Raw genomic sequence first — 25,621 nt, forward strand, 5'->3', positions numbered from 1 at the left:
GCCTCGCCGGGCCGAGTGAGCCCTGCTCCCGGCCCCGAGACCGGGCCGCCCACCCGAGACCTGACACAGTCGAAGCCGAACTTCGGAAACACCCAGGAGCCGTCGTGCAGACCCTCGTGACCACTCCGGCCGGCGAGGCCAGGATCACCCGGTACCCGGCCGCCGGCCGCCCGAAGGCGCTGCTCGTCCTCGGACACGGTGCGGGCGGCGGCGTCGAGGCGGTCGACCTGCAGGCCCTGGCCGCCGCACTGCCCGGGCGCGGGATCGCCCTCGCGCTGGTCGAGCAGCCCTGGCGGGTCGCGGGGAAGAAGGTCGCCCCCGCGCCGAAGACCCTGGACGCGGGCTGGCTCCCGGTCATGGCCGAACTCGCCGGTGACGGGCTGCCGTTGGTGGTCGGCGGCCGCAGTGCCGGCGCCCGGGTGGCGTGCCGCACGGCGGTGGCCGTCGGCGCCGTCGCGGTACTGGCGCTGGCGTTCCCGCTGCACCCGCCGGGCCGGCCGGAGCGCAGCCGGGCCGAGGAACTGCTCGGCTCCGGCCGGCCGACCCTGGTGCTCCAGGGGGAGAAGGACGCCTTCGGCACCCCGGAGGAGTTCCCCGCGCTGCCGGAGGGCCACCGGCTGGTCGCCGTTCCGTACGGGAACCACGGCTTCGCCGTCCCGAAGCGGGCGCCGTACGGCCAGGACGAGGCACTGCAGCTGATCACCGGATCGGTCGGCGACTGGATTCTCGGACTCTGCTGAGACTGCTGGGAATGCCCGGCGGGGCGCTCTGGTTAACACCACCGTCAGCAGGTGAGCCCCGTGGAAAGGCAGCACACATGGGTTCGATCGCGTGCCCCGAGCGGCCGAACGAGCGGGCGGCGATGGATGCCGCGCTGCCGGTCTGGCCGGACTGGCTTGCCACGAGCGAGAAGCCCGTGAGCCCGATATCCTCGCTGTCGGGTGGACCCGCGGTGGGTCGTGCCCGGGATGCCGAGGAGGTGGGTCCGGTCGTCGGGACCGAGGACGAGGCCGAGCCGGGCGAGGTGCTGCCGGTGAGCGAGGTTCTCACGGGTGACGAGCTGGCCGAGGCGATCGGCGAGGACACCTTCCGGGTGTCGGAGAACGAGACCGAGGGTGCCCGGCGGGAGCGCTTCGAGCGCGACGCCCTGGGCTACCTCGATCCCATGTACTCCGCCGCGCTGCGGATGACCCGCAACCCGGCCGACGCCGAGGATCTGCTGCAGGAGGCGTTCGCCAAGGCGTACGCGTCCTTCCACCAGTTCCGCGAGGGCACCAACCTCAAGGCCTGGCTGTACCGGATCCTCACCAACACGTTCATCAACTCGTACCGCAAGAAGCAGCGCGAGCCCCAGCGCACCGCCGCCGAGGAGATCGAGGACTGGCAGCTGGCCAGGGCCGAGTCGCACATGTCGACCGGTCTCCGCTCGGCCGAGGCCCAGGCGCTCGACCACCTGCCGGACAGCGATGTGAAGGACGCCCTCCAGGCCATTCCGGAGGAGTTCCGAATCGCGGTCTACCTCGCGGACGTCGAGGGGTTTGCGTACAAGGAGATCGCGGACATCATGGGTACACCCATCGGTACGGTGATGTCCCGACTGCACCGGGGCCGCCGCCAGTTGCGCGGCATGCTGGAGGACTACGCCCGTGAGCGCGGGCTCGTTCCGGCAGGTAGCGGAGCAGGGCAGGAAGCGAAGGGCGCGGGCTCATGAGCTGCGGCGATCCGCACGACACCGAGTGTGGCGAGGTGCTCGACCACCTCTACGAATTCCTCGACAACGAGATGGCCGAGGGCGACTGCGCCAAGTTGCGGGTGCACTTCGAGGAGTGCTCGCCCTGCTTGGAGAAGTACGGGCTCGAACAGGCCATCAAGGCGTTGATCAAGCGCTCCTGCGGTTGCGACGACACGCCTGCCGACCTGCGCGGCAAGGTGCTCGCCCGGATCGACAGCATCCGTGCCGGGCAGCGCTCCGGCGAGATGCGGCCGGTCGCCGAGGTCGCGGCGGACGAGACCGCGGGCCACGGCGCGCAGAGCACGCTCGCGGCGTCCGAGTAGACCTCGGCCGCCGTGCCCGGCGGGCTAGCCCGGGCCCGCGGTGGGTCGTGCACTGTGCCGCGGGATCGGTCGGCTCACTCGTTCGGGTGAGCTGACAGTGCGTCGACCCGGGCAATGTGTTTTCGCGCCTCCGCGCTCCCCGGTGTAGCCCTATCCTCCTCTGACGGCCCCTCAAGCCCGTGCGGCCCGAGGGGAACTGCGGCCATGGCGGGGAGGCGGAGATCGCTGGTGAGCACCGAGACGCCGCTCCGGCGGACGGGGCGGCGCCCGGACCTCGAAGCACCCGGCGCGCCGACCGGCGCACGGTCGGCTACCTGCTGGCGGTGCTGGCTGCCGCAACCGGCTGCCTGCTGACCCTGGCGCTGCCCGCCACCGGCCCGGCCGGCTGGCTGGGCCGGCCGGTGGACTGGCCCGGGGTCGCCCTGCTGGCCTTCCTGCACTGCTACTGGGACGGCCTGGCGCAGGGGCTTCCCACTCCCTGCCACCGGATCCGGAGTGCGCTGCTCCGCCGGTCGGGGCGGACCGGCCGGCCCCACCGGACGGGCTTCTCCGCCGGTCCGGCCTTCTTCCCCGTGCTGTTCGCCGGGGTCCTGATACTGCCTCCGGCCGCCGCCGCGCTGGTCGCACTGCCCGCCGCGTTCGCGCAGTACGCGGACCAGCGTCGGGCGCTGCGCCGCAGCTGGAACGCCGCGCAGCTCGCGGTCTCGGCCTACACGGCCGGGGTGGTCTTCCATCTGACGGACGGCCCACGGCTGCTGCTCGGGTCGAGGTTCCCGGCGGCGCTGCTCCCCGCATTCGTCTCGGTGGCGGCGTTCTGCCTGGTCAACAGTGCTCTGGTGGCGGGAATGCGACGGCTCGCCGGGCCTCGTACGGTGGGCCGGCCGCGACCGGGCGCAGCGCTGCGCGGTCCGCTCGCGGTGGTGCTGCCCGCACTCGTGCACGGAGCCGGCGGGCTGATGGTCGCGATCCTCTGGCGGGGACCGTACGGCGCCTTCGCGGCGGTGCTCGCCCTGTTGCCGTTCTCCATCTCCGCCTGGGTCTTCGCCCAGGGGCACCGGGAGCGGGCGGCCCAGCAGACCTCCGTCCAGGCGCTGGTGCAGGCCGTGGAGATCAAGGACGCGTACACCAGGGGCCACAGCGAACGGGTCGGCCGGGCAGCGGTGCTGATCGCCGGCCAGCTCGGCATGGTCGAGGAGCGGCTGCGCACCCTGCACTTCGCCGGGACCCTGCACGACGTGGGCAAGCTGGGGGTGGCGACGGAACTGCTCCGCAGAAACGGTCCGCTGAGCGAGGCGGAGCGGCGGGCCGTCGAGGTGCACCCGGTCTTCGGCCACGAGCTGGTGCGGGACATCGCCTTCCTCGGGGAGGAGGGCCGGGCCGGAATCCTGCACCACCACGAGCGGCTGGACGGGCTCGGCTACCCCGACGGCCTGGCCGGGGACCGGATCCCCGAGTTCGCCCGGATCATCTCGGTCGCGGACGCCTTCGACTCGATGACCTCCACCCGCTCCTACCGGCGCGGGCGGCCGGTCGCCGAGGCGATCGTCGAGCTGGAGCGGTGTGCGGGGAGCCAGTTCGACCCGGCGATGGTGCGGGCGCTGGTCGCGGCCGTCGCGGAGCACGGGTGGGAGCCCGTCCTGCCGCCGCCCGGTGGCTGGGCCGGTGAGGTGCCGGACATCCCGCTCGGCGTACCGGAGCCCGCCAGGACGCTCGCTCCACAGGGGCGTTCGGCGCGTTCCGCGCGCTCGGGCGGCGCGCGACGAGGCGGGGGTGTGCGGTGAGCCGGAGCGCAGCTAGGCGGGGGCGCACGGACGGCGGCGACGGCGTGAGGCGGCCCGGGAGCAGCGTGGGCGGGTGGGGGTGTGCGCGGTGTGGGGCCGGGCGCCCCGCGTGGACGCGCGCACGCCGGGGCGGGGATGCACACTCTGCGACAGGTGGGCCGAGGCGGCGTGTCGACGGACCGGGACCCGGGCGGCCGGAGTGCCCGGGGCGGACCGGACGGCCGGGGCGGACCGGACGGTCAGAGTGGAGCGGATGGCCGGGGTGGAGCGGGCGGTCAGAGTGGAGCGGATGGCCGGGGCGGACCGGACGGTCGGGGTGGTCGGGGTGGTCGGGGTGGTGAGTGCCGAGCTGGTCTGGGTGCGGGCGGTCCATCTGGCCGCCGCCGTGCTGCTGGTGGCCGGGCTCGGTGTGGTGCTGCGTGACGGGCCCGCCGAGCCGGGGGCCGCACTCGCCTTCGCCGCCGTGATCGCGGTCGGCGAGCGGGTCCGGCTCACGCTGCCGGGAGACCGCGAGCAGGCGCCGATCGGCTCCGCCGTCGCACTGGCGTACGCCCTGCTCGGCCCACTGCGCGGGCTCCCGACCACCCACGGGGTGCTGCAGGTGATCGCGGTCGCCGGGGTCGGGATGCTCAGCGGAGCCGTACCGCCCCTGCGGGCGCCGGGCCCGGCCAGGCTGGACGCGATCGCCCGCCGGCTGCTCACCGTCGCCTTCGCGGCCACCCTCTTCCAGCCGCTCTACGACAGCGGCACCCTCGACCGGGCGGACTGCACCGGACCGGCGTACGGGCTGTTCGTGAGCGGGGTCGCGGCCCTCACCGCGCTCTGCGACGCGACCCTGGCCGCCGGGCTGCACCGGGCCAGGACCGGCCTGCGGTTCGCCGCCGCGCTGGAGGACGAGCTGAGGTCGCTGCTCGGCATCGGCTCCGCGATCCCCGCGACCGGGATGCTGATCAGCCTGCTGGCGGCCGAGACGGGACTCTGGGCGCTGCCGCTGTTCTGCACCCCGCTGCTGCTGGCGCAGGCGTCCTTCCGCCGGGCGGCGGCGGTGCGGGCCACCACGGGACAGACCATCGAGACCCTCGCCCGCGCCACCGAGGTGGCCGGCTACACCCCGCCGGGCCACGCCCGAAGGGTCGCCGACACCGCCTGCGCGCTCGGCCGGGTGCTGGGCTTCGGCACCCGGGACCTGGCCCTGCTGGAGTACGCCGCGCTGATGCACGACATCGGCCAGCTCTCGCTCCTCGAACCGGTGCCCTGCGGGGCCACCGCCCGGTTGCCGCAGACCGAGCAGCAGCGGATCGCCAGGCTGGGCAGCGAGGTGATCCGGGAGACCGGGGTCCCGCGGCAGGTCGCACAGCAGGTCGCACGGCTGGCCGACCCGTGCCGCCGCCCGGACGGTTCGAACGATCCGACCCTGCCGCTGGCCGCCCGGATCATCCGGGTCGCCAACGCCCACGACGAACTGCTCACGCTCGCCCGCGACCGGGGTCTGCCGGAGGCGGCCGGGCAGCTGGAGGCCCTGGAACTGCTGCGGCTTGAGCGCGGCGACCGGTACGACCCGAAGGTGGTCGAGGCACTGGCCGGGCTGGGCCGCCGGGAGGGACGGGGCGGGTGAAACCGGGGCACACCGGTGTGCCGAACCACCGGTGACGGGACGGTGAACCCGCTGTGGCGGGCCCGCGATTATGACGTACCGGAGCGGCGAAGCTGACTGAATGGACGTGCGGGGAGCGCGGTCGAAGGCTGCCGTGGTTGGATGCGGTCGTAGCGTGGAACACCGGAACCGGGGCCGCCCGGTTCCCGGGGCGTTCCGGCTGCGGCCACCGGTCCGGTGAACCGGTCCGGTGGCGGACACCGGACTCCGCGCAGGCCCCACCCCGGGGTGGCCCGGCCTCCGGGGAGGCACTGCGGTACTGGCGGACGACAACGGCAGGGACGGAACGTGAGGATCTTCCACCGCGCACGGCACCGGCCGTCGGCCACCTGGCGGCAGACGACCGATCGGGCCTTCACCCTGATCGGTGACGGCCGCTACGAGGACGCGGGGGCGCTGCTGGTGATGGCGGCGGACCTGGAGCCGTGGCTCTCCGACTCCTGGTTCAACCTCGCACTGCTGCACAAGTTCCGCCGCGACTGGGACCAGGCGCGCAGCGCCGGCCTGCGCGCGGTCGCCCTGCTCGACCGCGAGCACGGTGCTCCCGACTGGTGGAACCTCGGTATCACCGCGACCGCTCTGCAGGACTGGCCGCTCGCCCGGCGTGCTTGGCAGGCGTACGGCCTGCGGCTGCCCGGCGGTGCCGCGCTGGACAGCCCGGTGGCGCTGGACCTCGGCACCACGCCGGTGCGGCTCTCCCCGGAGGGCGAGTCCGAGGTGGTCTGGGGCAGACGCCTCGACCCGGCGAGGATCGAGGTGCTCTCCATCCCGCTGCCGTCCTCGGGCCGCCGCTGGGGCGAGGTGGTGCTGCACGACGGTGCCCCGCACGGCGAGCGGGTCACCGACGGGGTGGCGTACCCGGTCTTCGACGAGATCGAGCTCTGGGCGCCGTCCCCGGTGCCGACCTTCGTCGTGCTGCTCCAGGCGGCCACCGCCGCCGACCGCGACGCGCTGGAACGGCTGGTCGCCGATGCCGGTTACGCGGCCGAGGACTGGACCTCCTCGGTGCGGCTGCTCTGCCGCGCCTGTTCGGAGAGCCGGATGGCCGCCGACGACGGGCACACCCACCACCACGACCCGCACGACGACGGCGACCTCGACCACCCCGGTCACCTCAGCCACCTCAGCGGCAGCGGCGGGATGTCCTGGCTGGCCGAGCGGGAGTGCGGGATCGCCGCCCCCGCCGGGCTGGTCCGTCGGCTGCTCGACCGCTGGGCCGCCGCCTCGCCGGGGACCAGGGCCTACCGCGACCTCGAAGAGGTCTGCTAGCAGGGGGGTCTGCCGGCGGAGCCGGGGGGCCGGGGGGAGCCGGCCGAATCCGGGAGAGGAGGCCGGAGAGGCCGAAGAGGTCCGCCGGGCAAGGGAAGTAAGGGCCTGGCAGCGCCTCGGAGCCGTACTCTTGATCGGTAAACCCTCAGTGATCCACGGAAGCGGAAGCGACGATGGCGGACCAGCACAACCACGAGCACGACCACGACCACGAGCATGAGCACGAGGAGCCTCAGCCGACCAAGGTGATCGGTGAGGTGCCGGACCTCGCCAACGCCACCGCCCGCCCGATCACCGTGATGGGCAACCCCGTTCTGCACCGTGAGTGCAAGGACGTCACCGCTTTCGACGCCGAACTCTCCGCGCTGATCGACGACATGTTCTCCTCGATGTACGCGGCCGAGGGCGTGGGCCTCGCGGCCAACCAGATCGGCGTCGACCTCAAGGTCTTCGTCTACGACTGCCCGGACGACGACGGTGTGCGCCACATCGGCCACGTCGTCAACCCGGTGCTGGAGGAGCCGCCGGTCGGCCGCCGCCGCGTCCTGGACGACGGCCAGGAGGGCTGCCTCTCCGTCCCCACCGCGTACGCCGAACTGCCGCGCCCCGACTACGCCGCGGTGACCGGCCAGGACAAGGACGGCAACCCGATCCGGGTGGAGGGCACCGGCTTCTTCGCCCGCTGCCTCCAGCACGAGACCGACCACCTGTACGGCTTCCTGTACATCGACAAGCTCTCCAAGCGCGACCGCAAGGCCGCCCTGAAGCAGATGGCCGAGGGCACTCCCCGGTACGCCACCGTCCCGAACGACTGACGGGACGGACCACCGGCGGTACGGCCCCGGAGCCACCATCCGCGGAGCTGCGGCGGTCAGGGGTCCAGCGGTCAGGGAGTACGGCGAAGGCCGGTACGGGAAGTCCCGTACCGGCCTTCGTGGTTCCGGCCTAGAAGTCGTCGTCGAAGGAGACCGAGCCCTCGACGGCGACCTGGTACGCGGAGACCCGGCGCTCGAAGAAGTTGGTCAGCTCCTGGACGTTCTGCAGCTCCATGAACCCGAACGGGTTGCTGGAGCCGTAGCGGATCGGCATGCCGAGGCGGGCCAGCCGCTGGTCGGCGACGGCCTGCAGGTACTCGCGCATGGACTCGGTGTTCATGCCGGGCAGGCCCTCACCGCAGAGGTCGCGGGCGAACTGGAGCTCGGCCTCGACGGCCTCCTCCAGCATCTCGGTGACCTGCTTGGCCATCTCGTCGTCGAACAGGTCCGGCTCCTCCTCGCGGACGGTGTCCACGACGGAGAAGGCGAAGTCCATGTGCATGGACTCGTCCCGGAACACCCAGTTGGTGCCGGTGGCCAGGCCGTGCAGCAGACCGCGCGAGCGGAACCAGTACACGTAGGCGAAGGCACCGTAGAAGAACAGGCCCTCGACGCAGGCCGCGAAGCAGATCAGGTTGAGCAGGAAGGCCCTGCGGTCCGCCTTGGTCTGCAGCGAGTCGATGTGGTCGACCGCGTTCATGTACTTGAAGCAGAACTGCGCCTTCTGGTGGATGGAGGGGATGTTCTCCACCGCCGCGAAGGCCGCCGCGCGGTCGTCCGGGTCGGGCAGGTAGGTGTCGAGCAGCGTCAGGTAGAACTGGACGTGCACGGCCTCCTCGAACAGCTGCCGGGACAGGTAGAGCCGGGCCTCGGGGGAGTTGATGTGCTTGTAGAGGCTCAGCACCACGTTGTTGGCGACGATCGAGTCACCGGTCGCGAAGAAGGCGACCAGGCGGCCGATCATGTGCCGCTCGCCCTCGCTGAGCTTGGCGAGGTCGGCGACGTCGGAGTGCAGGTCCACCTCCTCGACGGTCCAGGTGTTCTTGATGGCGTCCCGGTACCGGTCGTAGAACGACGGGTAGCGCATCGGACGCAGCGTCAGCTCGAAACCGGGGTCGAGCAGCATCTTCTTGCGGTCTTCGGACTGAGGGGTGCTCACTGGCAGGCCTCGCAGGACTCGGGGTTCTCCAGGGAGCAGGCGATGGCGGCGGCCTGCTCCTCAGCGGTCATGGTGGGCGCCGGCACGCTCACGGCGTTGCTGCGGGTCGCGGCCTGGGCGATCCGGGTGGCCGGGCGGGAGCGCAGGTAGTAGGTGGTCTTCAGACCGACCTTCCAGGCGTACGCGTACATCGAGCTGAGCTTGCCGATGGTGGGCGCGGCCATGAAGAGGTTCAGCGACTGGCTCTGGTCGATGTACGGCATGCGGGCGGCAGCCAGGTCGATCAGCGCGCGCTGCGGCAGCTCCCACGCCGTGCGGTAGAGCGAACGGACCTCGGTGGGCAGCCAGTTGAGGTCCTGGACCGAGCCGTTGGAGTCGCGCAGGGCGTCCCGGGTCTGCTGGTCCCAGACGCCGAGCTCCTTCAACTCCCGGACCAGGTACGGGTTGACCTGGAGGAACTCGCCGGAGAGGGTCTCGCGCTTGAACAGGTTGGAGACCTGCGGCTCGATGCACTCGTACACACCGGCGATGGACGCGATGGTCGCGGTCGGCGCGATGGCCAGCAGCAGCGAGTTGCGCAGACCGGTGCGGGCGATGGTGGCGCGCAGGTCGTCCCAGCGCTCGGTCCACTGCGGGGTTGCCGCGCCGAAGTGGTCGATGTGCAGCTCGCCCCGGGCGGCGCGGGTCTCCTGGTACGCCTCGTGGCGGCCGAACTGCTCGGCCAGCTCGCTGGAGCGCTCGTAGGCGGTGAGCATGATGCGCTCGGAGATCAGCGTGGAGAGCTGCTTGGCCTCGGCGGAGTCGAAGTCCAGGCGGAGCTTGAAGAAGACGTCCTGCAGGCCCATCACGCCCAGGCCGACCGGGCGCCAGCGCGAGTTGGACGCGCCGGCCTCGGGGGTCGGGTAGAAGTTGATGTCGATGACCCGGTCCAGGAAGGTCACGGCGGTGCGCACGGTGGCGTCCAGCCGCTCCCAGTCCATGGCGTTCACCAGGTCGGCGGCGGTGGCGCCGGCGGCGACGTGGGCACCGAGGTTGACCGAGCCGAGGTTGCAGACCGCGGTCTCGGAGTCGTCGGTGACCTCCAGGATCTCGGTGCAGAGGTTGGAGGAGTGCACGGTCCGGCCGGGCAGCGCGGTCTGGTTGGCGGCGCGGTTGGAGGCGTCCTTGAAGGTCATCCAGCCGTTGCCGGTCTGCGCCAGGGTGCGCATCATCCGGGCGTACAGGGTCTGCGCCGGGATGGTGCGGACGGCCTTGCCCTCGGCCTCGGCCTTGACGTAGGCGGCGTCGAACTCGGCGCCCCACAGGTCGACCAGCTCGGGGACGTCGGCGGGGGAGAACAGCGACCAGTCGGCGTTGGCGTTCACCCGGCGCATGAACTCGTCCGGGATCCAGTGCGCCAGGTTGAGGTTGTGGGTCCGGCGGGCCTCCTCGCCGGTGTTGTCGCGGAGCTCCAGGAACTCCTCGATGTCGGCGTGCCAGGTCTCCAGGTAGACGCAGGCCGCGCCCTTGCGGCGGCCGCCCTGGTTGACGGCGGCGACCGAGGAGTCCAGGGTGCGCAGGAACGGGACGATGCCGTTGGACTTGCCGTTGGTGCCCCGGATCAGGCTGCCGCGCGAGCGGATCCGGCTGTAGGACAGGCCGATGCCGCCGGCGTGCTTGGACAGCCGGGCGATCTGGGCGTAGCGCGAGTAGATCGAGTCCAGGTTGTCCAGCGGCGAGTCCAGCAGGTAGCAGCTGGACATCTGCGGGTGCTTGGTGCCGGAGTTGAAGAGCGTCGGCGAGCTGGTCAGGTACTCCAGACGGCTCATCAGCCGGTAGAGCTCGGCCACCTCGGCCACCGACTGCTCGCTGTCGCCGACCGCCAGACCGGCCGCGACGCGGAGCAGGAAGTGCTGCGGGGTCTCGATCACCTTGCGGGTGATCGGGTGGCGCAGCAGGTAGCGGGACTGCACGGTGCGCAGGCCGAAGTACTCGAAGCGGTCGTCGCCCTGAAGGTCGATCAGGGCGTCGAAGGCCTCGGCGTGCTTGGCGACCAGGGCGGCGGTGACGTCGCCGATCAGGCCCTCGGCGTGGCCGACGGCGATCGAGGCGGAGAACGAGACGGCGCCCTGGCCGATCGCCTCGTCGGCGATCTCCATGGCGAGCAGGCGGGCGGCCAGCTTCGAGTACTGGGGGTCCTCGGCGATCATCGACGCGGCGGCCTCCACGGCCAGCCCGCGCAGCTCGGCGAAGTCCGAACCGGCGTGGCGGCCGCGCAGCGCGGCGGCGGCGACGTGGCCGGGGTCCACCTGGGGGAGGTCCACGCTGCGGTCGGTGAGGAGCCGAAGCAGTGCCGCACCGGGGTCGGTCTGGGGGGTGGCGGCGGAACCCTGGGAGGGCAGGGCAACTGAGGCAGCGATGGTCAAGGCGCTTCTCTCCTGGCGGCGGCGGACGACTGGGGAGCCCCTCCCAGCCGGAGGCTGGGGGTGGGAGGTCCGGACCGGCACGAGCGCAGGGAAGGACAGCACGCCCGGTACCGGCGCGCTCGACCCCCCGGCCCACCCGCGAGGCCCGGACGTACTGCGGTGCTGCAAGGCATCTGCGGGGAAGCCGTGTGGCACACCGTCGGCAGGTCATCGGACTTGCGGGCGCTTGGGGCAGCCGCCCGCTCACCGCTGCGGGGCAGTCCCGGATTCGCACCGGGTTCCCCTGCTTCGACAGCGAGAGCGAGCATACATGTTGTGGCGGTGCGACGATGCGGCACCAGATGTAGTGGCGTGTGTCGTGGCCGAGCTACCCGCGTGGTTACGCGGCAGAGGCCGTCAGAAGGTGATCGAGTACACCATGAGGTCGATTCCGGGGGCCGGCGCCCAGTCCCGTTCGGGGGTCCGGGCAAAGCCCAGGCGTTCGTAGATCCGGTGCGCCGCCTTCATCTCCGGACGGGTCGAGAAGGCCATGCCGGCCAGGCCGAGCTCCCGGCAGCGGGCCATCGCGGCACGGACCAGCGCGTCACCAGCGCCGCGCCCACGGGCCGCCGCGCCGACCGCCAGCATCCGGATCTCGCCCTCGTGCGGGGCGGCGATGTCGGCCCACTCGGTGCCGCCGACCGCGAGGGTCACGCAGCCGAGGACCTGCCGGCTGTGCGGGTCGAGCGCGACGAGGAGTTCGGCCTCCTGGTTGCGGCGCCCGGCGTCCCGCAGGAGCTCGACGTAGCCGCTGTCCGGCGAGGTGTGACCGTCGCCCACGAACGCCTCGACCGTGACGTCACCAGCGGCTTCGAGGTCCTCTTCGAGCGCCCGGCGGATGAGGATGTCCATCCGGACAGTGTGCCCGACCCAAAGGCGGAGGCGGCGGGCAGGGTGCCGTACAGGCGGTCGGGAAGAACCGGCGCCGCGGGGTGGTTGGGGCCCTCGTGACCGCCGCCCGGACCCCCGCCGTGACCGCCGCCCGAGCCGGGCCCTCCGGGGTGCCCCGGCGCACCGCGGCCGGGCAGCTCACGGCCGATCAGGAAGCCGAGCAGACCGAAGCCGCCGATGGTGCCGAGCAGGCCGAGCGAGGTTGCGAGTGTCTCCGAGGTCATGCCCTCAACCCTCGTCCGTGCAGGTCGCAGCCGCGAGTGGCAGAAATGACCGATTGCGTCGAAATCCTGCCAACGGCATTCTGGGGGGATGCTGAAGAACGTCGTCGCCGTGGTGCTGGAGCCGGTCCACCCGTTCGAACTCGGCGTGGCCAGCGAGATCTTCGGACTCGACCGCAGTGACGACGGCCTGCCGGTGTACGACTTCGCCCTCGCCGCCGACCGCTCCGGCCGGCTCGCCACCCACGCCGGCTTCGGTCTCGACGTCCCGTACGGGCCGGAACGGCTGGCCGAGGCGGACCTGGTCGTGGTGACGGCGGTCGGACGGCGCGCGGAGTACCCGCCGGCGCTCACCGAGGCACTGCGCGCTGCCGTCGAGCGCGGGGCGCGCGCACTGTCGATCTGCAGCGGCAGCTTCCTGCTCGGCGCCGCCGGGCTGCTGGACGGGCGCCGGGCCACCACGCACTGGAAGCACGCCGACGAGATGGCCCGACGCTTCCCGCTCAGCACCATCGAACCCGACGTGCTCTACGTGGACGACGACCCGGTGATCACCTCGGCCGGGACGGCCGCCGGGATCGACGCCTGCCTGCACCTGGTCCGCAAGCTTCAGGGCGCCGAGGTGGCCCGGGCGATCGCCCGGCGGATGGTGGTCGCCCCGCACCGGGAGGGCGGGCAGGCGCAGTTCGTCGCCCGGCCGCTGCCGGTGTGCGACGCGGCGTCGCTCGGCGGGCTGCTCGACTGGCTGCGCCGCCACCTCGACCAGGACCTGACGGTCGACCAGCTGGCCGCCCGGGCCCACATGTCCCCCCGCACCTTCGCCCGCCGCTTCCAGGAGGAGACCGGTACCACCCCGCACCGCTGGCTCACCAACCAGCGCCTCCTCCTCGCCCAGCGCCTGCTGGAGAGCACCAACGACCCCGTGGACGTGGTCGCCGCCCGCTGCGGCTTCGGCAACGCGGCCACCCTCCGGCACCACTTCGGCCGCTGGCTGGGCACGACGCCGCTGGCGTACCGGCGCGCGTTCGCGGGCTGCTGGCCCGAGCTGGCCAACCGGATCGCGCGCTGAGCCGGGCCCGCCCGCCCGGTGGCGCGCCGAGCACCGGAAGGACCCGGTGTCAGTCGAGGTGGGACACCGAGTTCCAGTGTTCGGGCCGCAGTTGGCCGTCCAGGGCCCGCCAGAGGCTGGTCGAGCAGTTGCGCACCGCGTTCAGCTCCAGCAGCTGGGACTCGGTGAGCCGGTCCAGGACGTAGCGGAGCATCAGGACCGGGCAGTCGTGCGAGACCACCAGCACCGCTCTGCCGTCCTCCTCCTCGCAGAGGTCGCGCAGGAAGCTGCGCATCCGCAGCGCGACGTCGAGGAACGATTCGCCACCGGGCGGTCGGTAGTAGAGCTCGCCCATCTTGCGGCGGCGGGCGGCCTCGGCGGGGTGCTTCTTCTCGATCGCGGCGGCGGTCAGCATCTCCAGGACGCCGAGTTCTCTGTCCCGCAGCCGTTCGTCGTACCTGACCGGGAGCCCGGCCGGCACCGCGCCGAGGCCGCCGGCCCGGGCGAGCGCGATCCTGGCGGTCTCGGTGGTGCGCAGGTAGGGGGAGCACCAGACGGCGCGGGGCCGGTCGGCGGCGGGCAGCCTGGCCCACCAGCGGCCGAGGTGGTGGGCCTGGCGCTGGCCGTGCGGGGAGAGCGGTATGTCGGCGTCCCGGCTGGTGATCGGGACGGTCAGCGCCCCGGTCTCGGCGGCGAGCCGGAACTCGACGTTGGCGGTGCTCTCGCCGTGCCGGGTGGCGATCAGGACGGAGGGCAGCGCCCGCCGGTGGGCTGCGAGGCGGTGCCCGTTCAAAACGCTGGTGAGTTCTGCCATGACCGGTTCTCCCCGTTGGTGTCCGTGACCCGGTGGGGCCGTGCGAGCCACGCGCACTCCATGGTCGCGCCCCCGGAACGATTGCGCCGCCGAGTGATCGCGCCGCCACCCCAGTGTTGACGGAGGTGACGGCGCGATCACAGGGCGCACGAGTCGGCGACGAGTGCGCCTGCCGGGGTCAGTGCGCCGCCACGGGCTCCGGGGCGTCCTCCAGGGCCTTGTCCCCGGCCTCGGCGCTGTAGTCCGCCCGGCTGGTCTCGTCGACGCCGTCAGGGGCGTTGAAGGCCCGCAGGAGGAGGGTCAGCACGAGGGACACCAGCAGGTTGAGCGCGAAGGCGGTGAAGCCGATGTACCCGATCTCGCCGACCCCGGGGATCACCGCCGAGCTGCCGCCGAAGTGCTTGGTGGCGGGGGAGGAGACCCCGTACGCCTTCCAGGTGCCGTACACCATGCCGGCCGCCCAGCCGGCCAGCAGCGCCCAGCGGTGGAACCAGCGGGTGAAGAGTCCGCCGACGATCGACACGAAGGTCTGCAGGATCCACAGGCCGCCGAGCAGCTGGAGGTTGATCGCGAACTGCTTGTCCATCAGCAGCACGAAGGCCAGCGCGCCGACCTTCACCAGCAGCGAGGCGACCTTGGCGACCTGGGTCTCCTGGGCGGCCGTGGCGTCCGGCTTGAGGAACTCCTTGTAGACGTTGCGGGTGAACAGGTTGGCCGCCGCGATCGACATGATCGCTGCCGGGACCAGCGCGCCGATGCCGATCGCCGCGAAGGCGACACCGGTGAACCAGTCCGGGAACATGTCCGCGAACAGCTGCGGCACCGCCAGCTGCGCGTTGTAGCCCTTGACGCCCTTGCCGACGCCCGCCGCGACGGCCATGAAGCCGAGCAGGGCCAGCAGGCCGAGCATCAGCGAGTACGCCGGCATGATCGCCATGTTGCGGCGCACGGTGTTGCGGGACTTGGAGGCCAGCACCCCCGTCACCGAGTGCGGGTACATGAACAGGGCCATCGCCGAGCCGAGCGCCAGCGTGGCGTACGTCCACTGCGCGCTCTCGCCGGTGACCAGCGAGCCGACCGGTTTGCCGGTGGCCGGATTGACCGCGGAGAACTTCTGCGCGGCCGAGTCGAAGATGTGCCCGTAGCCGCCGAGCCGCATCGGGATGTAGATCACCGCGACGATGATCACGATGTAGACGAGCGTGTCCTTGACGAACGCGATCAGGGCCGGGGCCCGCAGACCCGAGGAGTAGGTGTACGCGGCGAGCACCGCGAAGGCCAGGAAGAGCGGCAGGTCCTTGACGAACCAGTTGCTGTTCGCCCCGCCGCCCACGCCCAGCACGTCCAGCACCGCCTGGATGCCGACCAGCTGGAGCGCGATGTACGGCATGGTGGCCAGGATGCCGGTCAGCGCGACCGCGAGCGAGAGCCCCTTGGAACCGTACCGGCCGCGGACGAAGTCCGCCGGGGTGACGTAGCCGTGCACCCGGGAGACCGACCAGAGCCGGGGCAGGAAGAGGAAGACCAGCGGGTACGCGATGATCGTGTACGGCACCGCGAAGAAGCCCGCCGCGCCGGCGCCGTAGATCAGCGCGGGGACGGCGACGAAGGTGTACGCGGTGTAGAGGTCGCCGCCGAGCAGGAACCAGGTCACCCAGGTGCCGAAGCTGCGGCCACCCAGGCCCCACTCGTCCAGGTGCTGGGCGTCGTCCGCCCGTCGCCAGCGCGAGGCCAGGAAGCCCATCGCGGTGACCAGGGCGAAGAACAGCAGGAAGACCGTCAGTGCGGTGACGTTCACGCCGTGGTTCACGCCGGCCCACCACCCTCGGCGGCCGCCCTGCGGGCCTTCTCGTCACGCTGGAGCAGCAGGTAGGCGCCGACCGTGAAGACCGCCGAGACCGGCACCCAGAGCAGCTGGTACCAGTAGAAGAACGGGGTCCCGCCGAGCTCCGGGGTCACCTTGGTGTACGAGGACACCCAGAGCACCGCGACGATCGGGACGAGCAGGCAGATGCCGGCCAGCACCCGCTCCGGGGTCACGGCCGGGATCGCGCCGGGGGGCGCGCCGGTATCGGGCTTCGAGGCTTCGGACGACGACATGTGTGCTCCGGCTGATGAGGGCTCACCTCGTCGGCGCCGCGACGCACGGGGCCGTGCGCCCGCCGAGCAGCACCTGCGGTGATCGGCAGTCAGTACGGCTGCGAAATCTAGGGCCTGGAGTGACCTGTGTCACTACCCAGGACCGAAGATTCCGGATACCGGACGGGCCCGTGCCGAACCTCGTCAGGTCCGGCCGCCGAACCGCTCGGGCGTGTCCCGCCCCGCCGTCACTCCGGGCGCTTGAGGCGGGTGATGAACTTGTAGCGGTCGCCGCGGTAGATGGAGCGGACCCACTCGACCGGGGCGCCCTCGGCGTCGAAGGAGTGCCGGGAGAGCTGGAGCATCGGCAGTCCGAGGTCGGAGCCGAGCAGTCCGGCCTCGCGCGGGTTGGCGAGGGTGGTCTCGATAGTCTCCTCGGCCTCGGCCACCGTGACCCCGTACACCTCGCGCAGCGCGGTGTAGAGGGAGTTGTGCTTGGCCAGGTTGCGCCGCAGGGCGGGGAAGCGCTTGGCGGAGAGGTGGGCGACCTCGATCGCCATCGGGTCGCCGTTGGCCAGGCGCAGGCGCTCGATCCGCAGCACCCGGCTGCCGGGCTTGATGTCGAGCAGCGGCGCGAGGTGCTCGTCCGCACTGATGTAGCCGAGCTCGATCAGCCGGGAGGTCGGCTCCAGGCCCTGGGCCCGCATGTCCTCGGTGTAGGAGGTGAGCTGGAGCGCCTGGGCGACCTTGGGCTTGGCGACGAAGGTGCCCTTGCCCTGGATGCGTTCCAGGCGCCCTTCGACCACCAACTCCTGGAGGGCCTGGCGCACGGTGGTGCGGGAGGTGTCGAACTGGGCGGCGAGCGCCCGCTCGGGCGGGACCGGGGTGCCGGCCGGCTGGGTCTCGGTCAGCTGCAGCAGGTGGCGCTTCAGGCCGTAGTACTTGGGGACGCGGGCGGTCGGGTCGGCCGCTGTCTGCGTCGGCAGGCTCTTCGCCTGGGGGTTGTTCACCTGGGCAGTGCTGCCCCCGTCGCTGGTCATGGGCCGTATCTCCTGCTAGTTGCGGGGTCGTCCTTGACCCTGCTGCCTCGTTAACGGCACACATCGTTGCACGTATGTCCTGTCGACGGGGAGCTCATCACACGATGAACGATCTGCGGTGTCGGCTTGATAACGGGTGGTCCCAATTGCTCCGGCCACCGTTGACACGCCCATTGGTCTAGGCCAAGCTCCAGGCAGCTGGTCTACACCACTGCAGACCGCTCAGAGAATTCCCCACCCCTTCCCATGGGTTTGCGACACCAGTTCCTGCCGTTCCGTGCCGGTATGTCGTCCCCCCGTGGGGGCACCCCGGGCATCCCTCAGGAGGATGGCGTAATGAAGCGTCAGCTCATCGCGGCGGTCGGCGTCGCAGCTATGGTCGTCGGTCTCGCGGCATGTGGTTCGGACGCCAAGAAGGACGACGGTGCGTCGTCGGGCGGCGCGAAGGACTACAACGGCAAGACCCTCAACGCCTGGTTCATGGACGGCTCGGCCCCGCAGGCGTGGCAGGACGGCGTCAAGGCCGAGTTCGAGAAGCAGTTCCCCGGGGCGAAGCTGAACATCCAGATCCAGAAGTGGGACGGCATCGGGCAGAAGGTCACCACTGCGCTGTCCGAGGGTTCGGTCGACGTCCTGGAGATCGGCAACACCCAGACCGCGGGCTACGCGGCCACCGGCGGCCTGGCCGACCTCACCGGTGCCAAGGCGGACCTGGGCGGCAACGACTGGGCCCCCAACCTGAACGAGTCCGCGGTCCTGGACGGCAAGCAGTTCGCCGCGCCGTGGTACTTCACCAACCGCGTGGTGATCTACAACAAGGAGCTCTGGACCAAGGCCGGCATCGCCGCCCCGCCGAAGACCCTGGACGAGTTCTACGCCGACCTGGAGAAGCTGAAGGGCACCCCGGGCGTCAACAACGCGATCTACCTGCCCGGTCAGGAGTGGTACACCTACTTCGGCCTGGTCACCGACGCGGGCGGCAAGATCGCCAAGCAGGACGGCGACAAGTGGGTCGGCAACCTGTCGTCCCCCGAGGCCAAGGCCGCCTTCGCGACGTTCCAGAAGCTGCAGAGCTACTCCAACGCCCCGAAGGACAAGGACGAGGCCACCCCGCAGCAGTCGACGCTGTTCCCCAAGGGCGACATCGGCGCGATGATCGGCCTCGGCTGGGAGGCTCCGGCCCCCAAGGACATGCCGGCCGACAAGGTGGGCTTCTTCCCGCTCCCGGGCAAGACCGCCGACAAGCCGTCCAGCGTCTTCCTCGGCGGCTCGAACCTCGCCGTCGCGGAGGCCGGCAAGAACCAGGACCTGGCCAAGGGCTTCCTGAAGATCGCCCTGTCGGACAAGTTCGAGGGCCAGCTGGCCGCCTCCGGCCTGATCCCGAACAAGACCTCGCTGAACAGCCAGGTCACCGGGGACTTCGCCAAGGCCGCGCTGCCGGCCTCCGCCAACGGCGCCGTCACCCCGAACGTGGCGTCCTGGGCCAACGTCGAGAACAACCCGAACCCGATCAAGGACTTCCTGGCTGCGGCCCTGCAGGGCGGCGACTACGACAGCCTGGCCAAGAAGTACGACGACGAGATCAGCAAGCGTCTCGCGCAGAAGCAGTAGTGCCGAGCGGCGCCGCACTCCGGTCTCCCCCAGGGGCCGGCGGGCGGCGCCGCCGTCCTGTCTTGGCCGGGTGCGAGGAAGAGAGAACGATGGCTGTGCATTCCGAGCGGGTGCAGACGCGGTCCCCGGGGGAAGCGAAGAACGCCGGGGCCGACACCGGGCCGACCGCCGCGACCGCGGACGGCACCCCGAAGAACGTGAGACCCGCCGGCGGTGCGAGCCTGCTCTCCCGGAGTACGCCCTACCTCCTGATCCTGCCCGCCACCCTGGCGACCGCGGCGCTGCTCGGCTGGCCGCTGGTCAAGACGGCGCTGATCTCCTTCCAGAACCTGAACCGGCGTCAGCTGATCCAGCACCTGACCGAGTGGAACGGGTTCGACAACTACACGGCGCAGCTGGGCAGCTCGGAGTTCTGGCACACCGCGGGACGATCGGTCGCCTTCACCCTGCTCAACGTCGTCCTGATCATGGCGGGCGGCACCTTGGTCGGCCTGCTGCTGAACCGGCTCGGCAAGGGCATGCGGCTCTTCCTGTCCTTCGGCCTGATCCTGGCCTGGGCGATGCCCATCGTGGCCAGCACCACGGTCTACACCTGGCTCTTCGACCAGCAGTACGGCGTGGTCAACTGGTTCCTGGACGGGCTGGGCTGGCACGGCATGGCCGACTACAACTGGTTCGGCAGCCAGCTCTCGACCTTCTTCGTGATCGTCCTGCTGATCGTCTGGGGCTCGATCCCCTTCGTCGCCTTCAACATGTACGCGGGCCTGACCACCATCCCGGCCGAGCTCTACGAGGCCGCCCGGATGGACGGCGCCGGGGCGTTCAAGATCTTCACCGCCGTGGTCTTCCCCAGCCTGCGCCCGTTCTTCCTCGCCACGACCTTCCTCGAGGTCATCTGGGTCTTCAAGTGCTTCACCCAGGTCTACGCGATGAACTTCGGCGGCCCCCAGCGGCTGACCGAGACGCTCCCCGTGTACGCCTTCGTCGAGGGCTTCGGCAACCAGCACTACGGGACGGGTGCCGCCATCGCCGTGCTCACCATCGTGATGCTGGGCGTGCTGATGGCGTACTACTTCCGGATCATTCTGAAGCAGGAGGACGAGCTGTGAGGCGCTCGCTCATCGGACGCACCTGGCCCAACGTCATCGCCGCCGTCCTGGCCCTCTTCTTCCTCTTCCCGGTCTACTGGATGGTCTCGACGGCGTTCAAGCCGGACCGGGACGTCATCAGCAGAACGCCGGTCTTCCTGCCGCTGGACGGCACCCTCGACCACTTCGACCGGGCGGTGCACGCGGACCAGTTCTGGACGATGGTCGGCAACAGCTTCACCGTCACCGTCGGCGCGGTGCTCGCCTCGCTGGTGATCGCCACCCTGGCCTCGTTCGCCGTCGCCCGGATGAAGTTCCGCGGGCGCAAGGTCTTCGTCCTGATCGTCATGGCGGCCCAGATGGCGCCCTGGGAGGTCATGACGATCTCGATCTACATGATCACCCGCGACGGCGAGATGCTGAACAGCCTTCTCCCGCTCACCATCTTCTACATGATGATGGTGCTGCCCTTCACGATCTGGACGCTGCGCGGGTTCATCGCCGCCGTGCCCAAGGAGCTGGAGGAGTCGGCGATGGTGGACGGCTGCACCCGTACCCAGGCCTTCGTCAAGGTGGTCTTCCCGCTGCTCGCTCCGGGCCTGATGTCCACCTCGCTGTTCGGGTTCATCACCGCGTGGAACGAGTACCCGCTGGTGCTGATCCTGAACAAGCAGACCGGTGAGGGCACCGCGCAGACCCTGCCGCTGTGGCTGACCTCCTTCCAGAGCACCTTCGGGAACGACTGGGGTGCCACGATGGCCGCGTCGACGCTGTTCGCCGTACCGGTCCTGATCGTCTTCCTGTTCCTGCAGCGCAAGGCCGTGGGCGGGATGACCGCCGGCGCCGTGAAGGGGTGACCGTGAGCATCCTCGTCCCCGCCGTCGCGGACAGCGACCAGCTGCACCGCGACGCCCTGACGGTCCTCCAGCCCGGCTTCGTCGGGACCGCCCCGCCCGACTGGCTGCGCCGTCACCTGGCGGCCGGCCTCGGCTCGGTCGCGCTGTTCGGCCGGAACGTCACCGACCCGGACCAGCTGGCCGCGCTGACCTCCGCGCTGCGCACCGAGAACCCGGACGTGCTGGTCGCCATCGACGAGGAGGGTGGCGACGTCACCCGGCTGGAGGCCGGTTCCGGCTCCTCCTGGCCGGGGAACCTGGCCCTCGGTGCGATCGACGACCCGGCGCTGACCCGGGACGTCGCCCGCGAGCTGGGCCGGGCGCTGGCCGCCTGCGGCGTCAACTACAACTGGGCGCCGTCGGCCGACGTCAACTCCAACCCGCGCAACCCGGTGATCGGGGTCCGCTCGTTCGGCGCTGACCCCGGGCTGTGCGCGCGGCACACCGCCGCCTGGGTGGAGGGCCTGCAGTCGGTCGGCGTGGCCGCCTGCGCCAAGCACTTCCCCGGTCACGGCGACACCGCCGTCGACTCCCACCTCGGCCTGCCGGTGGTGGACGTGGACGTGGACCTGCTGCGCTCGCGCGACCTGGTCCCGTTCAAGGCCGCGATCGCGGCCGGCGCCAAGGCCGTGATGACCGCTCACATCATGATCCCGGCTCTGGACCCGACGCTGCCCGCCACCCTCAGCCGGGCGGTGCTCAGCGACCTGCTGCGGGCGCGGCCCGCCGACGGCGGCCTCGGCTACGAGGGCCTGATCGTCACCGACGGCATCGAGATGGGTGCCATCGCCGACACCTACGGCACCGGCGAGGGCACCGTCCTGGCCCTGATCGCCGGTGCCGACGCGATCTGCGTCGGCGGCGGGCTGTCCGACGAGGAGACGGTGCTGCACCTGCGCGACGCCATCGTGGAGGCGGTCCGCGCCGGACGCCTCACCGAGGAGCGCCTGGCCGACGCGGCCCAGCGGGTCCGCGGCCTGGGCAGCTGGGCCAGGATCGAGGCCCAGGGCGAGCTGGCCGAGCCGGACCTGGCGATCGGCCTGCGGGCCGCCCGCCGGGCCCTGCGGGTGGTCAGGGCGCCGGGCGCGGCCGCCGCCGCGGTGACCGAGCGCCCGTACGTGGCCTCGTTCTCCCCGCAGGCGAACATCGCGGTCGGCGACGAGACCCCGTGGGGCGTGGCCGGCATGCTGGCGGCCCGCTTCCCGGGGACCAGGACGGCCAGGTTCGGCCCGGACGTGGAGCTGGACGAGGTGGCGGCCAGGGTGCTCGCCGGGGCAGCCGACCGCCGCCTCGTCCTGGTGGTCCGCGACGCGCACCGGCACCCGTGGATGTCCGCCGCCCTGGACCGGCTGGTGTCCGCCCGTCCGGACGCGCTGGTGGTCGAGATGGGCGTGCCGCAGGCCGTACCGGTCGGTGCGCTGCACGTCGCCACCCACGGGGCGGCCCGGGTCTGCGGACTGGCCGCCGTCGAGGTGCTGACCGGACAGTCCGTCTGACCCGCTGTTACGGCCCGGGGCCCGCTGGAGACTTCACTCCGGCGGGCCCCGGGCTCTTCCGGTCCGGTGATGACCGTGCTCCCTCAAGGGAGCCTTAAGGGGACCTTAACGGGACCCTAAGTGACGCACTGGGCACAGCCTGCGCACACCTCACAACAGGTCTGCAACATAAGCCACTTCACGTGCACGAATGCGTTGACGCTCGATGTGGTCTAGGCCAGTATCCAGCCAGCTGGTCTGTACCACTGCGCAGACCTACCTGCTCCTCGGGAGGATTGCGTGAAGCGTCAGCTGCTGGCTGCGATCGGTGTCACGGCCCTGCTGGCCTCGGTCGCGGGCTGCGGCTCCGGCGGGTCGGCGAAGGCCGGTCCGGCCGTCGCCGACCCCGGGGACGCCACCGGCACGGTCTCCGTCTGGCTCATGCCGGAGGCCCAGAACAACTGGCCCGAGCTGGTCAAGAGCGTCAACGACCGGTTCGCCGCCAAGTACCCGAAGGTCCAGCTGAAGCTGAGGTACCAGACCTGGAAGGACAAGGTCGGCAACCTCGACGCCGCGCTCAAGGGCGGCGACGCCCCCGACGTGGTCGAGCTCGGCAACACCGAGACCATGAAGTACATCCTCAACGGCTCGCTCGCCCCGGTGGACAAGTCGACCTTCGAGAACTCCGACACCTGGATCCGCGGGCTGGTCAACACCTGCACCTACCAGGACAAGCTGTTCTGCGTCCCGTACTACGCGGGCGCCCGGGTCGGCATCTACAACTCGGCGATGTTCCAGGACGCCACCGGCAGCGCCGAGTTCCCGAAGACCGAGGACGACCTGCGCACCGCGCTCGACAAGGTCCAGGCGAAGCACCGGGGCGACCGGACCTTCTCCGCGCTCTACCTGCCGGGCCCGTACTGGTACGCGGCGATGTCCTACGTCGCGGCGTACGGCGGTGCCATCGCCCGCTTCGACAGCTCCGGCAACTGGCACGGCACGCTGCACGACGCCAAGTCGCAGCAGGGCATCCAGCACTTCGTCGACCTGGTGAGGACGTACAACCACGGCGACCTCACCGTCGACGAGGCCGGCCAGAGCGGCGTCCTGGCCGGGCAGAAGGCGGCCGTGCTGTACGGCAACGGCTGGGAGGTGGCCGGCGCCACCGCCCCGCTCACCGGCGACCCGAAGCTCGCCGACAGCCTCCGGCAGGCCGTCATGCCCGGCCCGAACGGCAAGCCGCTGCCCTCCTTCATCGGCGGCTCGGACCTCGCGGTGACCGCCAAGTCGCCCTCGGCCGAGCTGGCCAAGGACTGGATCCGGATGTTCACCAGTGGCAAGTCCGAGCAGGTGCTCGCGGACAAGGACACCCTGCCGAACAACCTGACGCAGTTGGAGCCGCTGAAGACCAAGGCCACCACGGCCGCCGCCGCCAACGCGGTGCCGGACGCCTGGTTCACCCCGCTGGCCCCCGGCTGGAGCGCGGTCGAGAAGCAGAACGTGCTGGTCGACATGCTCGACGGCATCCTGGGGGGCAAGTCGGTGGACGCCGCGACCAAGGACGCGGACGCGGCGATCGACAAGCTGATCAACACCCCCTCCTGAGCCGCTCCCGGTGCGCCGTCCCCGGTTCCGGAGGGTGCACCGGGTGTGCTCCGGCCCTCCGGCCCCCGTAGGATCGTCGGAGGAATCATTCGCAGCGAGTGTGCGGACTCGCCGCCGTAAGAGGTCCCCGTCAGGCATCCGTCCGACGGGGGTTCAACCATCTCATCGGAGGCACATCCAGATGTCCGACCCGCAGACCACTTCCGTCCCCGGCCGGATCATGGCGGCGGAGATGGCCGAGCAGCCGGCCGTCCTGCAGCGCATCCTCGACGAAGGCGCCCCCAAGATCCGCGAGATCGCGGCCCAGATCGCCGCCCGCGCCCCGCGCTTCGTCCTGCTGACCGCGCGCGGCACGTCCGACAACGCGGCGCTGTACGCGAAGTACCTGATCGAGGTGCTGCTGGGCAAGCCGGCCGGCCTCACCTCGATGTCCACCACGACGGCGTACGGCGCCAAGCCGGACCTCACCGACGTGCTGGTCATCACCGTCAGCCAGTCCGGCGGTTCGCCGGACCTGGTGGCTTCCACCAAGGCCGCCCGCGAAGCCGGGGCGATCACGCTGGCGGTCACCAACAACGCCGGCTCTCCGCTGGCCGAGGTCTCCGAGTTCCACATCGACGTGCTGGCGGGTCCGGAGAAGGCGCTGCCGGCCACCAAGACCTACACCGCCGAACTGCTCGCGCTGTACCTGCTGGTGGAGGGCCTGCGCGGGGGCGACGGCTCGGCCGCCAAGGTGCTGCCCGAGCTGGCGGCCCGGATCCTGGCCCGCCAGGGCGAGGTCAGGACGCTGGCCGAGCGCTACCGCTTCGCCCAGCGCCTGGTCATCACCTCGCGCGGCTACGGCTACCCGACCGCCCGCGAGGCGGCGCTGAAGCTGATGGAGACCACCTACATCCCGGCCTCCCCGTTCTCCGGCGCCGACCTGCTGCACGGCCCGCTGGCCATGGTGGACAACGTCTCCCCGGTGATAGCGGTCGTCCCGGACGGCAAGGGCGGCGAGGCCCTGCAGCCGGTGCTGGACCGCCTGCGCGGCCGGGGCGCCGACCTGGTCGTCTTCGGCCAGCAGGACCAGGTGGACGCCGCCTCCGCGGGCTTCGTGCTGCCCGCCGGGGTCCCCGAGGAGGTCCAGCCGATCCTGGAGATCCTCCCGCTCCAGCAGCTCGCCTACGAGGTCACCATCGCCCGCGGCCAGGACCCGGACGCCCCCCGCGCCCTCGCCAAGGTCACCGAGACCCACTGACGCGCACAGCGGAGAGCCCCCGGCCTCGCAGGCGAGGTCGGGGGCTTCGTCGTTCGTCGCGCCCGGGGAGTGGCGCGAGCCCGGAGGGCTTGCGTCCATCGGAGGGCGGCGCGCATCGGAGGGCGGCCGCCGGGGGGATCGCGCAGGGCAGGCGTGCGCTGTCCGGGGCTGCGCCGAGCCGCACCGCGGGAAGCCGCAGCAACGGAAGGCGGAAGGCGGAAGGCGGAAGGCGCGGGCGCCGGCCGGTCACGGGTTCCGGGTGCGAGGCGCTGCCCGGCCGGGCGCGGCGGAGGGAAAAGCACTACGGGCCACGGCGCCGACACAGGACCCTCAACCCGTGCGGCACCGCAGCCCGGAGCTGTCGTCGGGCGCCTCCACCGACCGATGGCTGTGCGGGGCCTTCGGACGAGCGGCGACCGACCGAGGAGCTGCCTCG

The 25,621-nt window shown here is 71.5% G+C and carries 21 protein-coding genes and 1 riboswitch; of the genes, 14 read left to right on the top strand and 7 right to left on the bottom strand.

What is annotated here, in order from left to right:
* Positions 1-104 precede the first annotated feature (104 nt).
* The 7 genes from ACFC1R_RS03095 to def all read left to right on the top strand — a co-directional run bounded on the left by ACFC1R_RS03095 (position 105) and on the right by def (position 7,574).
* Positions 105-740: an alpha/beta family hydrolase gene (locus ACFC1R_RS03095; protein ID WP_375931745.1), complete on the top strand. Its 636-nt coding sequence runs from the start codon at positions 105-107 to the stop codon at positions 738-740.
* A 320-nt stretch (positions 741-1,060) separates the two neighbouring features.
* Complete coding sequence (locus ACFC1R_RS03100; protein WP_375932258.1) at positions 1,061-1,711, top strand: sigma-70 family RNA polymerase sigma factor; 651 nt, start codon at positions 1,061-1,063, stop codon at positions 1,709-1,711.
* On the top strand, positions 1,708-2,055 hold the full coding sequence (gene rsrA / locus ACFC1R_RS03105; RefSeq protein ID WP_375931748.1) for a mycothiol system anti-sigma-R factor: 348 nt from the start codon (positions 1,708-1,710) through the stop codon (positions 2,053-2,055). Before ACFC1R_RS03100 ends, rsrA begins: the two co-directional genes overlap by 4 nt.
* 179 nt (positions 2,056-2,234) lie before the next feature.
* Positions 2,235-3,836 (top strand): HD-GYP domain-containing protein, encoded by a 1,602-nt coding sequence (locus tag ACFC1R_RS03110; protein ID WP_375931751.1) that lies wholly within the window; start codon positions 2,235-2,237, stop codon positions 3,834-3,836.
* Positions 3,837-4,089: 253 nt separating this feature from the next.
* On the top strand, positions 4,090-5,451 hold the full coding sequence (locus ACFC1R_RS03115) for an HD-GYP domain-containing protein (protein ID WP_375931754.1): 1,362 nt from the start codon (positions 4,090-4,092) through the stop codon (positions 5,449-5,451).
* Positions 5,452-5,778: 327 nt separating this feature from the next.
* Positions 5,779-6,759, top strand: coding sequence for a tetratricopeptide repeat protein (locus ACFC1R_RS03120; protein WP_375931757.1), 981 nt, complete (start codon positions 5,779-5,781; stop codon positions 6,757-6,759).
* A 173-nt stretch (positions 6,760-6,932) separates the two neighbouring features.
* Entirely contained in the window at positions 6,933-7,574 is a 642-nt protein-coding gene (gene def, locus ACFC1R_RS03125; protein ID WP_375931760.1) for a peptide deformylase, read from the top strand.
* Between the two features lie 130 nt (positions 7,575-7,704).
* Here the strand turns inward: def and ACFC1R_RS03130 are convergent, their stop codons facing one another.
* The 3 genes from ACFC1R_RS03130 to ACFC1R_RS03140 form a co-directional block, all read right to left on the bottom strand.
* Positions 7,705-8,700 carry a ribonucleotide-diphosphate reductase subunit beta gene (locus ACFC1R_RS03130; RefSeq protein WP_375932261.1) on the bottom strand — a complete coding sequence of 332 codons (996 nt, stop codon included), beginning with the start codon at positions 8,698-8,700 and terminating at the stop codon, positions 7,705-7,707.
* Between the two features lie 29 nt (positions 8,701-8,729).
* Positions 8,730-11,132 (bottom strand): ribonucleoside-diphosphate reductase subunit alpha, encoded by a 2,403-nt coding sequence (locus ACFC1R_RS03135; RefSeq protein WP_375932264.1) that lies wholly within the window; start codon positions 11,130-11,132, stop codon positions 8,730-8,732.
* 189 nt (positions 11,133-11,321) lie between these two features.
* A riboswitch (cobalamin riboswitch) is annotated at positions 11,322-11,463 on the bottom strand.
* Between the two features lie 71 nt (positions 11,464-11,534).
* Entirely contained in the window at positions 11,535-12,029 is a 495-nt protein-coding gene (locus ACFC1R_RS03140) for a GNAT family N-acetyltransferase (protein ID WP_375931763.1), read from the bottom strand.
* Between the two features lie 351 nt (positions 12,030-12,380).
* Here ACFC1R_RS03140 and ACFC1R_RS03145 point away from each other — a divergent pair, with 351 nt between their 5' ends.
* Positions 12,381-13,358, top strand: a complete 978-nt coding sequence (locus ACFC1R_RS03145) for a helix-turn-helix domain-containing protein (RefSeq protein ID WP_375931766.1) — start codon at positions 12,381-12,383, stop codon at positions 13,356-13,358.
* Between the two features lie 49 nt (positions 13,359-13,407).
* Here the strand turns inward: ACFC1R_RS03145 and ACFC1R_RS03150 are convergent, their stop codons facing one another.
* The 4 genes from ACFC1R_RS03150 to ACFC1R_RS03165 all read right to left on the bottom strand — a co-directional run bounded on the left by ACFC1R_RS03150 (position 13,408) and on the right by ACFC1R_RS03165 (position 17,270).
* Entirely contained in the window at positions 13,408-14,151 is a 744-nt protein-coding gene (locus ACFC1R_RS03150; protein WP_375931769.1) for a histidine phosphatase family protein, read from the bottom strand.
* A gap of 178 nt (positions 14,152-14,329) precedes the next feature.
* Complete coding sequence (mctP, locus tag ACFC1R_RS03155) at positions 14,330-15,961, bottom strand: monocarboxylate uptake permease MctP (RefSeq protein ID WP_375931772.1); 1,632 nt, start codon at positions 15,959-15,961, stop codon at positions 14,330-14,332.
* Complete coding sequence (locus ACFC1R_RS03160) at positions 15,958-16,251, bottom strand: DUF3311 domain-containing protein (protein ID WP_375931774.1); 294 nt, start codon at positions 16,249-16,251, stop codon at positions 15,958-15,960. Before ACFC1R_RS03160 ends, mctP begins: the two co-directional genes overlap by 4 nt.
* A gap of 227 nt (positions 16,252-16,478) precedes the next feature.
* On the bottom strand, positions 16,479-17,270 hold the full coding sequence (locus tag ACFC1R_RS03165) for a GntR family transcriptional regulator (RefSeq protein ID WP_375931777.1): 792 nt from the start codon (positions 17,268-17,270) through the stop codon (positions 16,479-16,481).
* Between the two features lie 336 nt (positions 17,271-17,606).
* Between ACFC1R_RS03165 and ACFC1R_RS03170 the strand changes: the two genes are divergently transcribed.
* The 6 genes from ACFC1R_RS03170 to ACFC1R_RS03195 all read left to right on the top strand — a co-directional run bounded on the left by ACFC1R_RS03170 (position 17,607) and on the right by ACFC1R_RS03195 (position 25,185).
* Positions 17,607-18,881, top strand: a complete 1,275-nt coding sequence (locus ACFC1R_RS03170; protein WP_375931780.1) for an extracellular solute-binding protein — start codon at positions 17,607-17,609, stop codon at positions 18,879-18,881.
* 89 nt (positions 18,882-18,970) lie between these two features.
* On the top strand, positions 18,971-19,990 hold the full coding sequence (locus ACFC1R_RS03175; RefSeq protein WP_375931783.1) for a carbohydrate ABC transporter permease: 1,020 nt from the start codon (positions 18,971-18,973) through the stop codon (positions 19,988-19,990).
* Positions 19,987-20,826, top strand: a complete 840-nt coding sequence (locus ACFC1R_RS03180; RefSeq protein ID WP_375931786.1) for a carbohydrate ABC transporter permease — start codon at positions 19,987-19,989, stop codon at positions 20,824-20,826. The genes ACFC1R_RS03175 and ACFC1R_RS03180 overlap by 4 nt, the downstream gene beginning before the upstream one ends.
* A 2-nt stretch (positions 20,827-20,828) precedes the next feature.
* The gene (locus ACFC1R_RS03185; protein WP_375931789.1) at positions 20,829-22,361 is read left to right on the top strand and encodes a glycoside hydrolase family 3 protein; all 1,533 of its coding nucleotides are present in this window, start codon (positions 20,829-20,831) and stop codon (positions 22,359-22,361) included.
* 279 nt (positions 22,362-22,640) lie between these two features.
* Entirely contained in the window at positions 22,641-23,945 is a 1,305-nt protein-coding gene (locus ACFC1R_RS03190) for a sugar transporter (RefSeq protein ID WP_375931792.1), read from the top strand.
* A 181-nt stretch (positions 23,946-24,126) separates the two neighbouring features.
* The gene (locus tag ACFC1R_RS03195) at positions 24,127-25,185 is read left to right on the top strand and encodes an SIS domain-containing protein (RefSeq protein WP_375931795.1); all 1,059 of its coding nucleotides are present in this window, start codon (positions 24,127-24,129) and stop codon (positions 25,183-25,185) included.
* Positions 25,186-25,621 lie beyond the last annotated feature (436 nt).

It is taken from the genome of Kitasatospora sp. NPDC056138 (assembly GCF_042264695.1).
Lineage (GTDB): Bacteria > Actinomycetota > Actinomycetes > Streptomycetales > Streptomycetaceae > Kitasatospora.

Bases quoted from the DNA above. Each gene is read 5' to 3' on its own strand.
- rsrA (WP_375931748.1), top strand. From the start codon at position 1,708: ATGAGCTGCGGCGATCCGCACGACACCGAGTGTGGCGAGGTGCTCGAC.
- ACFC1R_RS03115 (WP_375931754.1), top strand. From the start codon at position 4,090: ATGGCCGGGGTGGAGCGGGCGGTCAGAGTGGAGCGGATGGCCGGGGCG.
- def (WP_375931760.1), top strand. From the start codon at position 6,933: ATGGCGGACCAGCACAACCACGAGCACGACCACGACCACGAGCATGAG.
- ACFC1R_RS03130 (WP_375932261.1), bottom strand. From the start codon at position 8,700: ATGCTGCTCGACCCCGGTTTCGAGCTGACGCTGCGTCCGATGCGCTAC.
- ACFC1R_RS03140 (WP_375931763.1), bottom strand. From the start codon at position 12,029: ATGGACATCCTCATCCGCCGGGCGCTCGAAGAGGACCTCGAAGCCGCT.
- ACFC1R_RS03145 (WP_375931766.1), top strand. From the start codon at position 12,381: ATGCTGAAGAACGTCGTCGCCGTGGTGCTGGAGCCGGTCCACCCGTTC.
- ACFC1R_RS03150 (WP_375931769.1), bottom strand. From the start codon at position 14,151: ATGGCAGAACTCACCAGCGTTTTGAACGGGCACCGCCTCGCAGCCCAC.
- ACFC1R_RS03160 (WP_375931774.1), bottom strand. From the start codon at position 16,251: ATGTCGTCGTCCGAAGCCTCGAAGCCCGATACCGGCGCGCCCCCCGGC.
- ACFC1R_RS03165 (WP_375931777.1), bottom strand. From the start codon at position 17,270: ATGACCAGCGACGGGGGCAGCACTGCCCAGGTGAACAACCCCCAGGCG.
- ACFC1R_RS03170 (WP_375931780.1), top strand. From the start codon at position 17,607: ATGAAGCGTCAGCTCATCGCGGCGGTCGGCGTCGCAGCTATGGTCGTC.
- ACFC1R_RS03175 (WP_375931783.1), top strand. From the start codon at position 18,971: ATGGCTGTGCATTCCGAGCGGGTGCAGACGCGGTCCCCGGGGGAAGCG.
- ACFC1R_RS03195 (WP_375931795.1), top strand. From the start codon at position 24,127: ATGTCCGACCCGCAGACCACTTCCGTCCCCGGCCGGATCATGGCGGCG.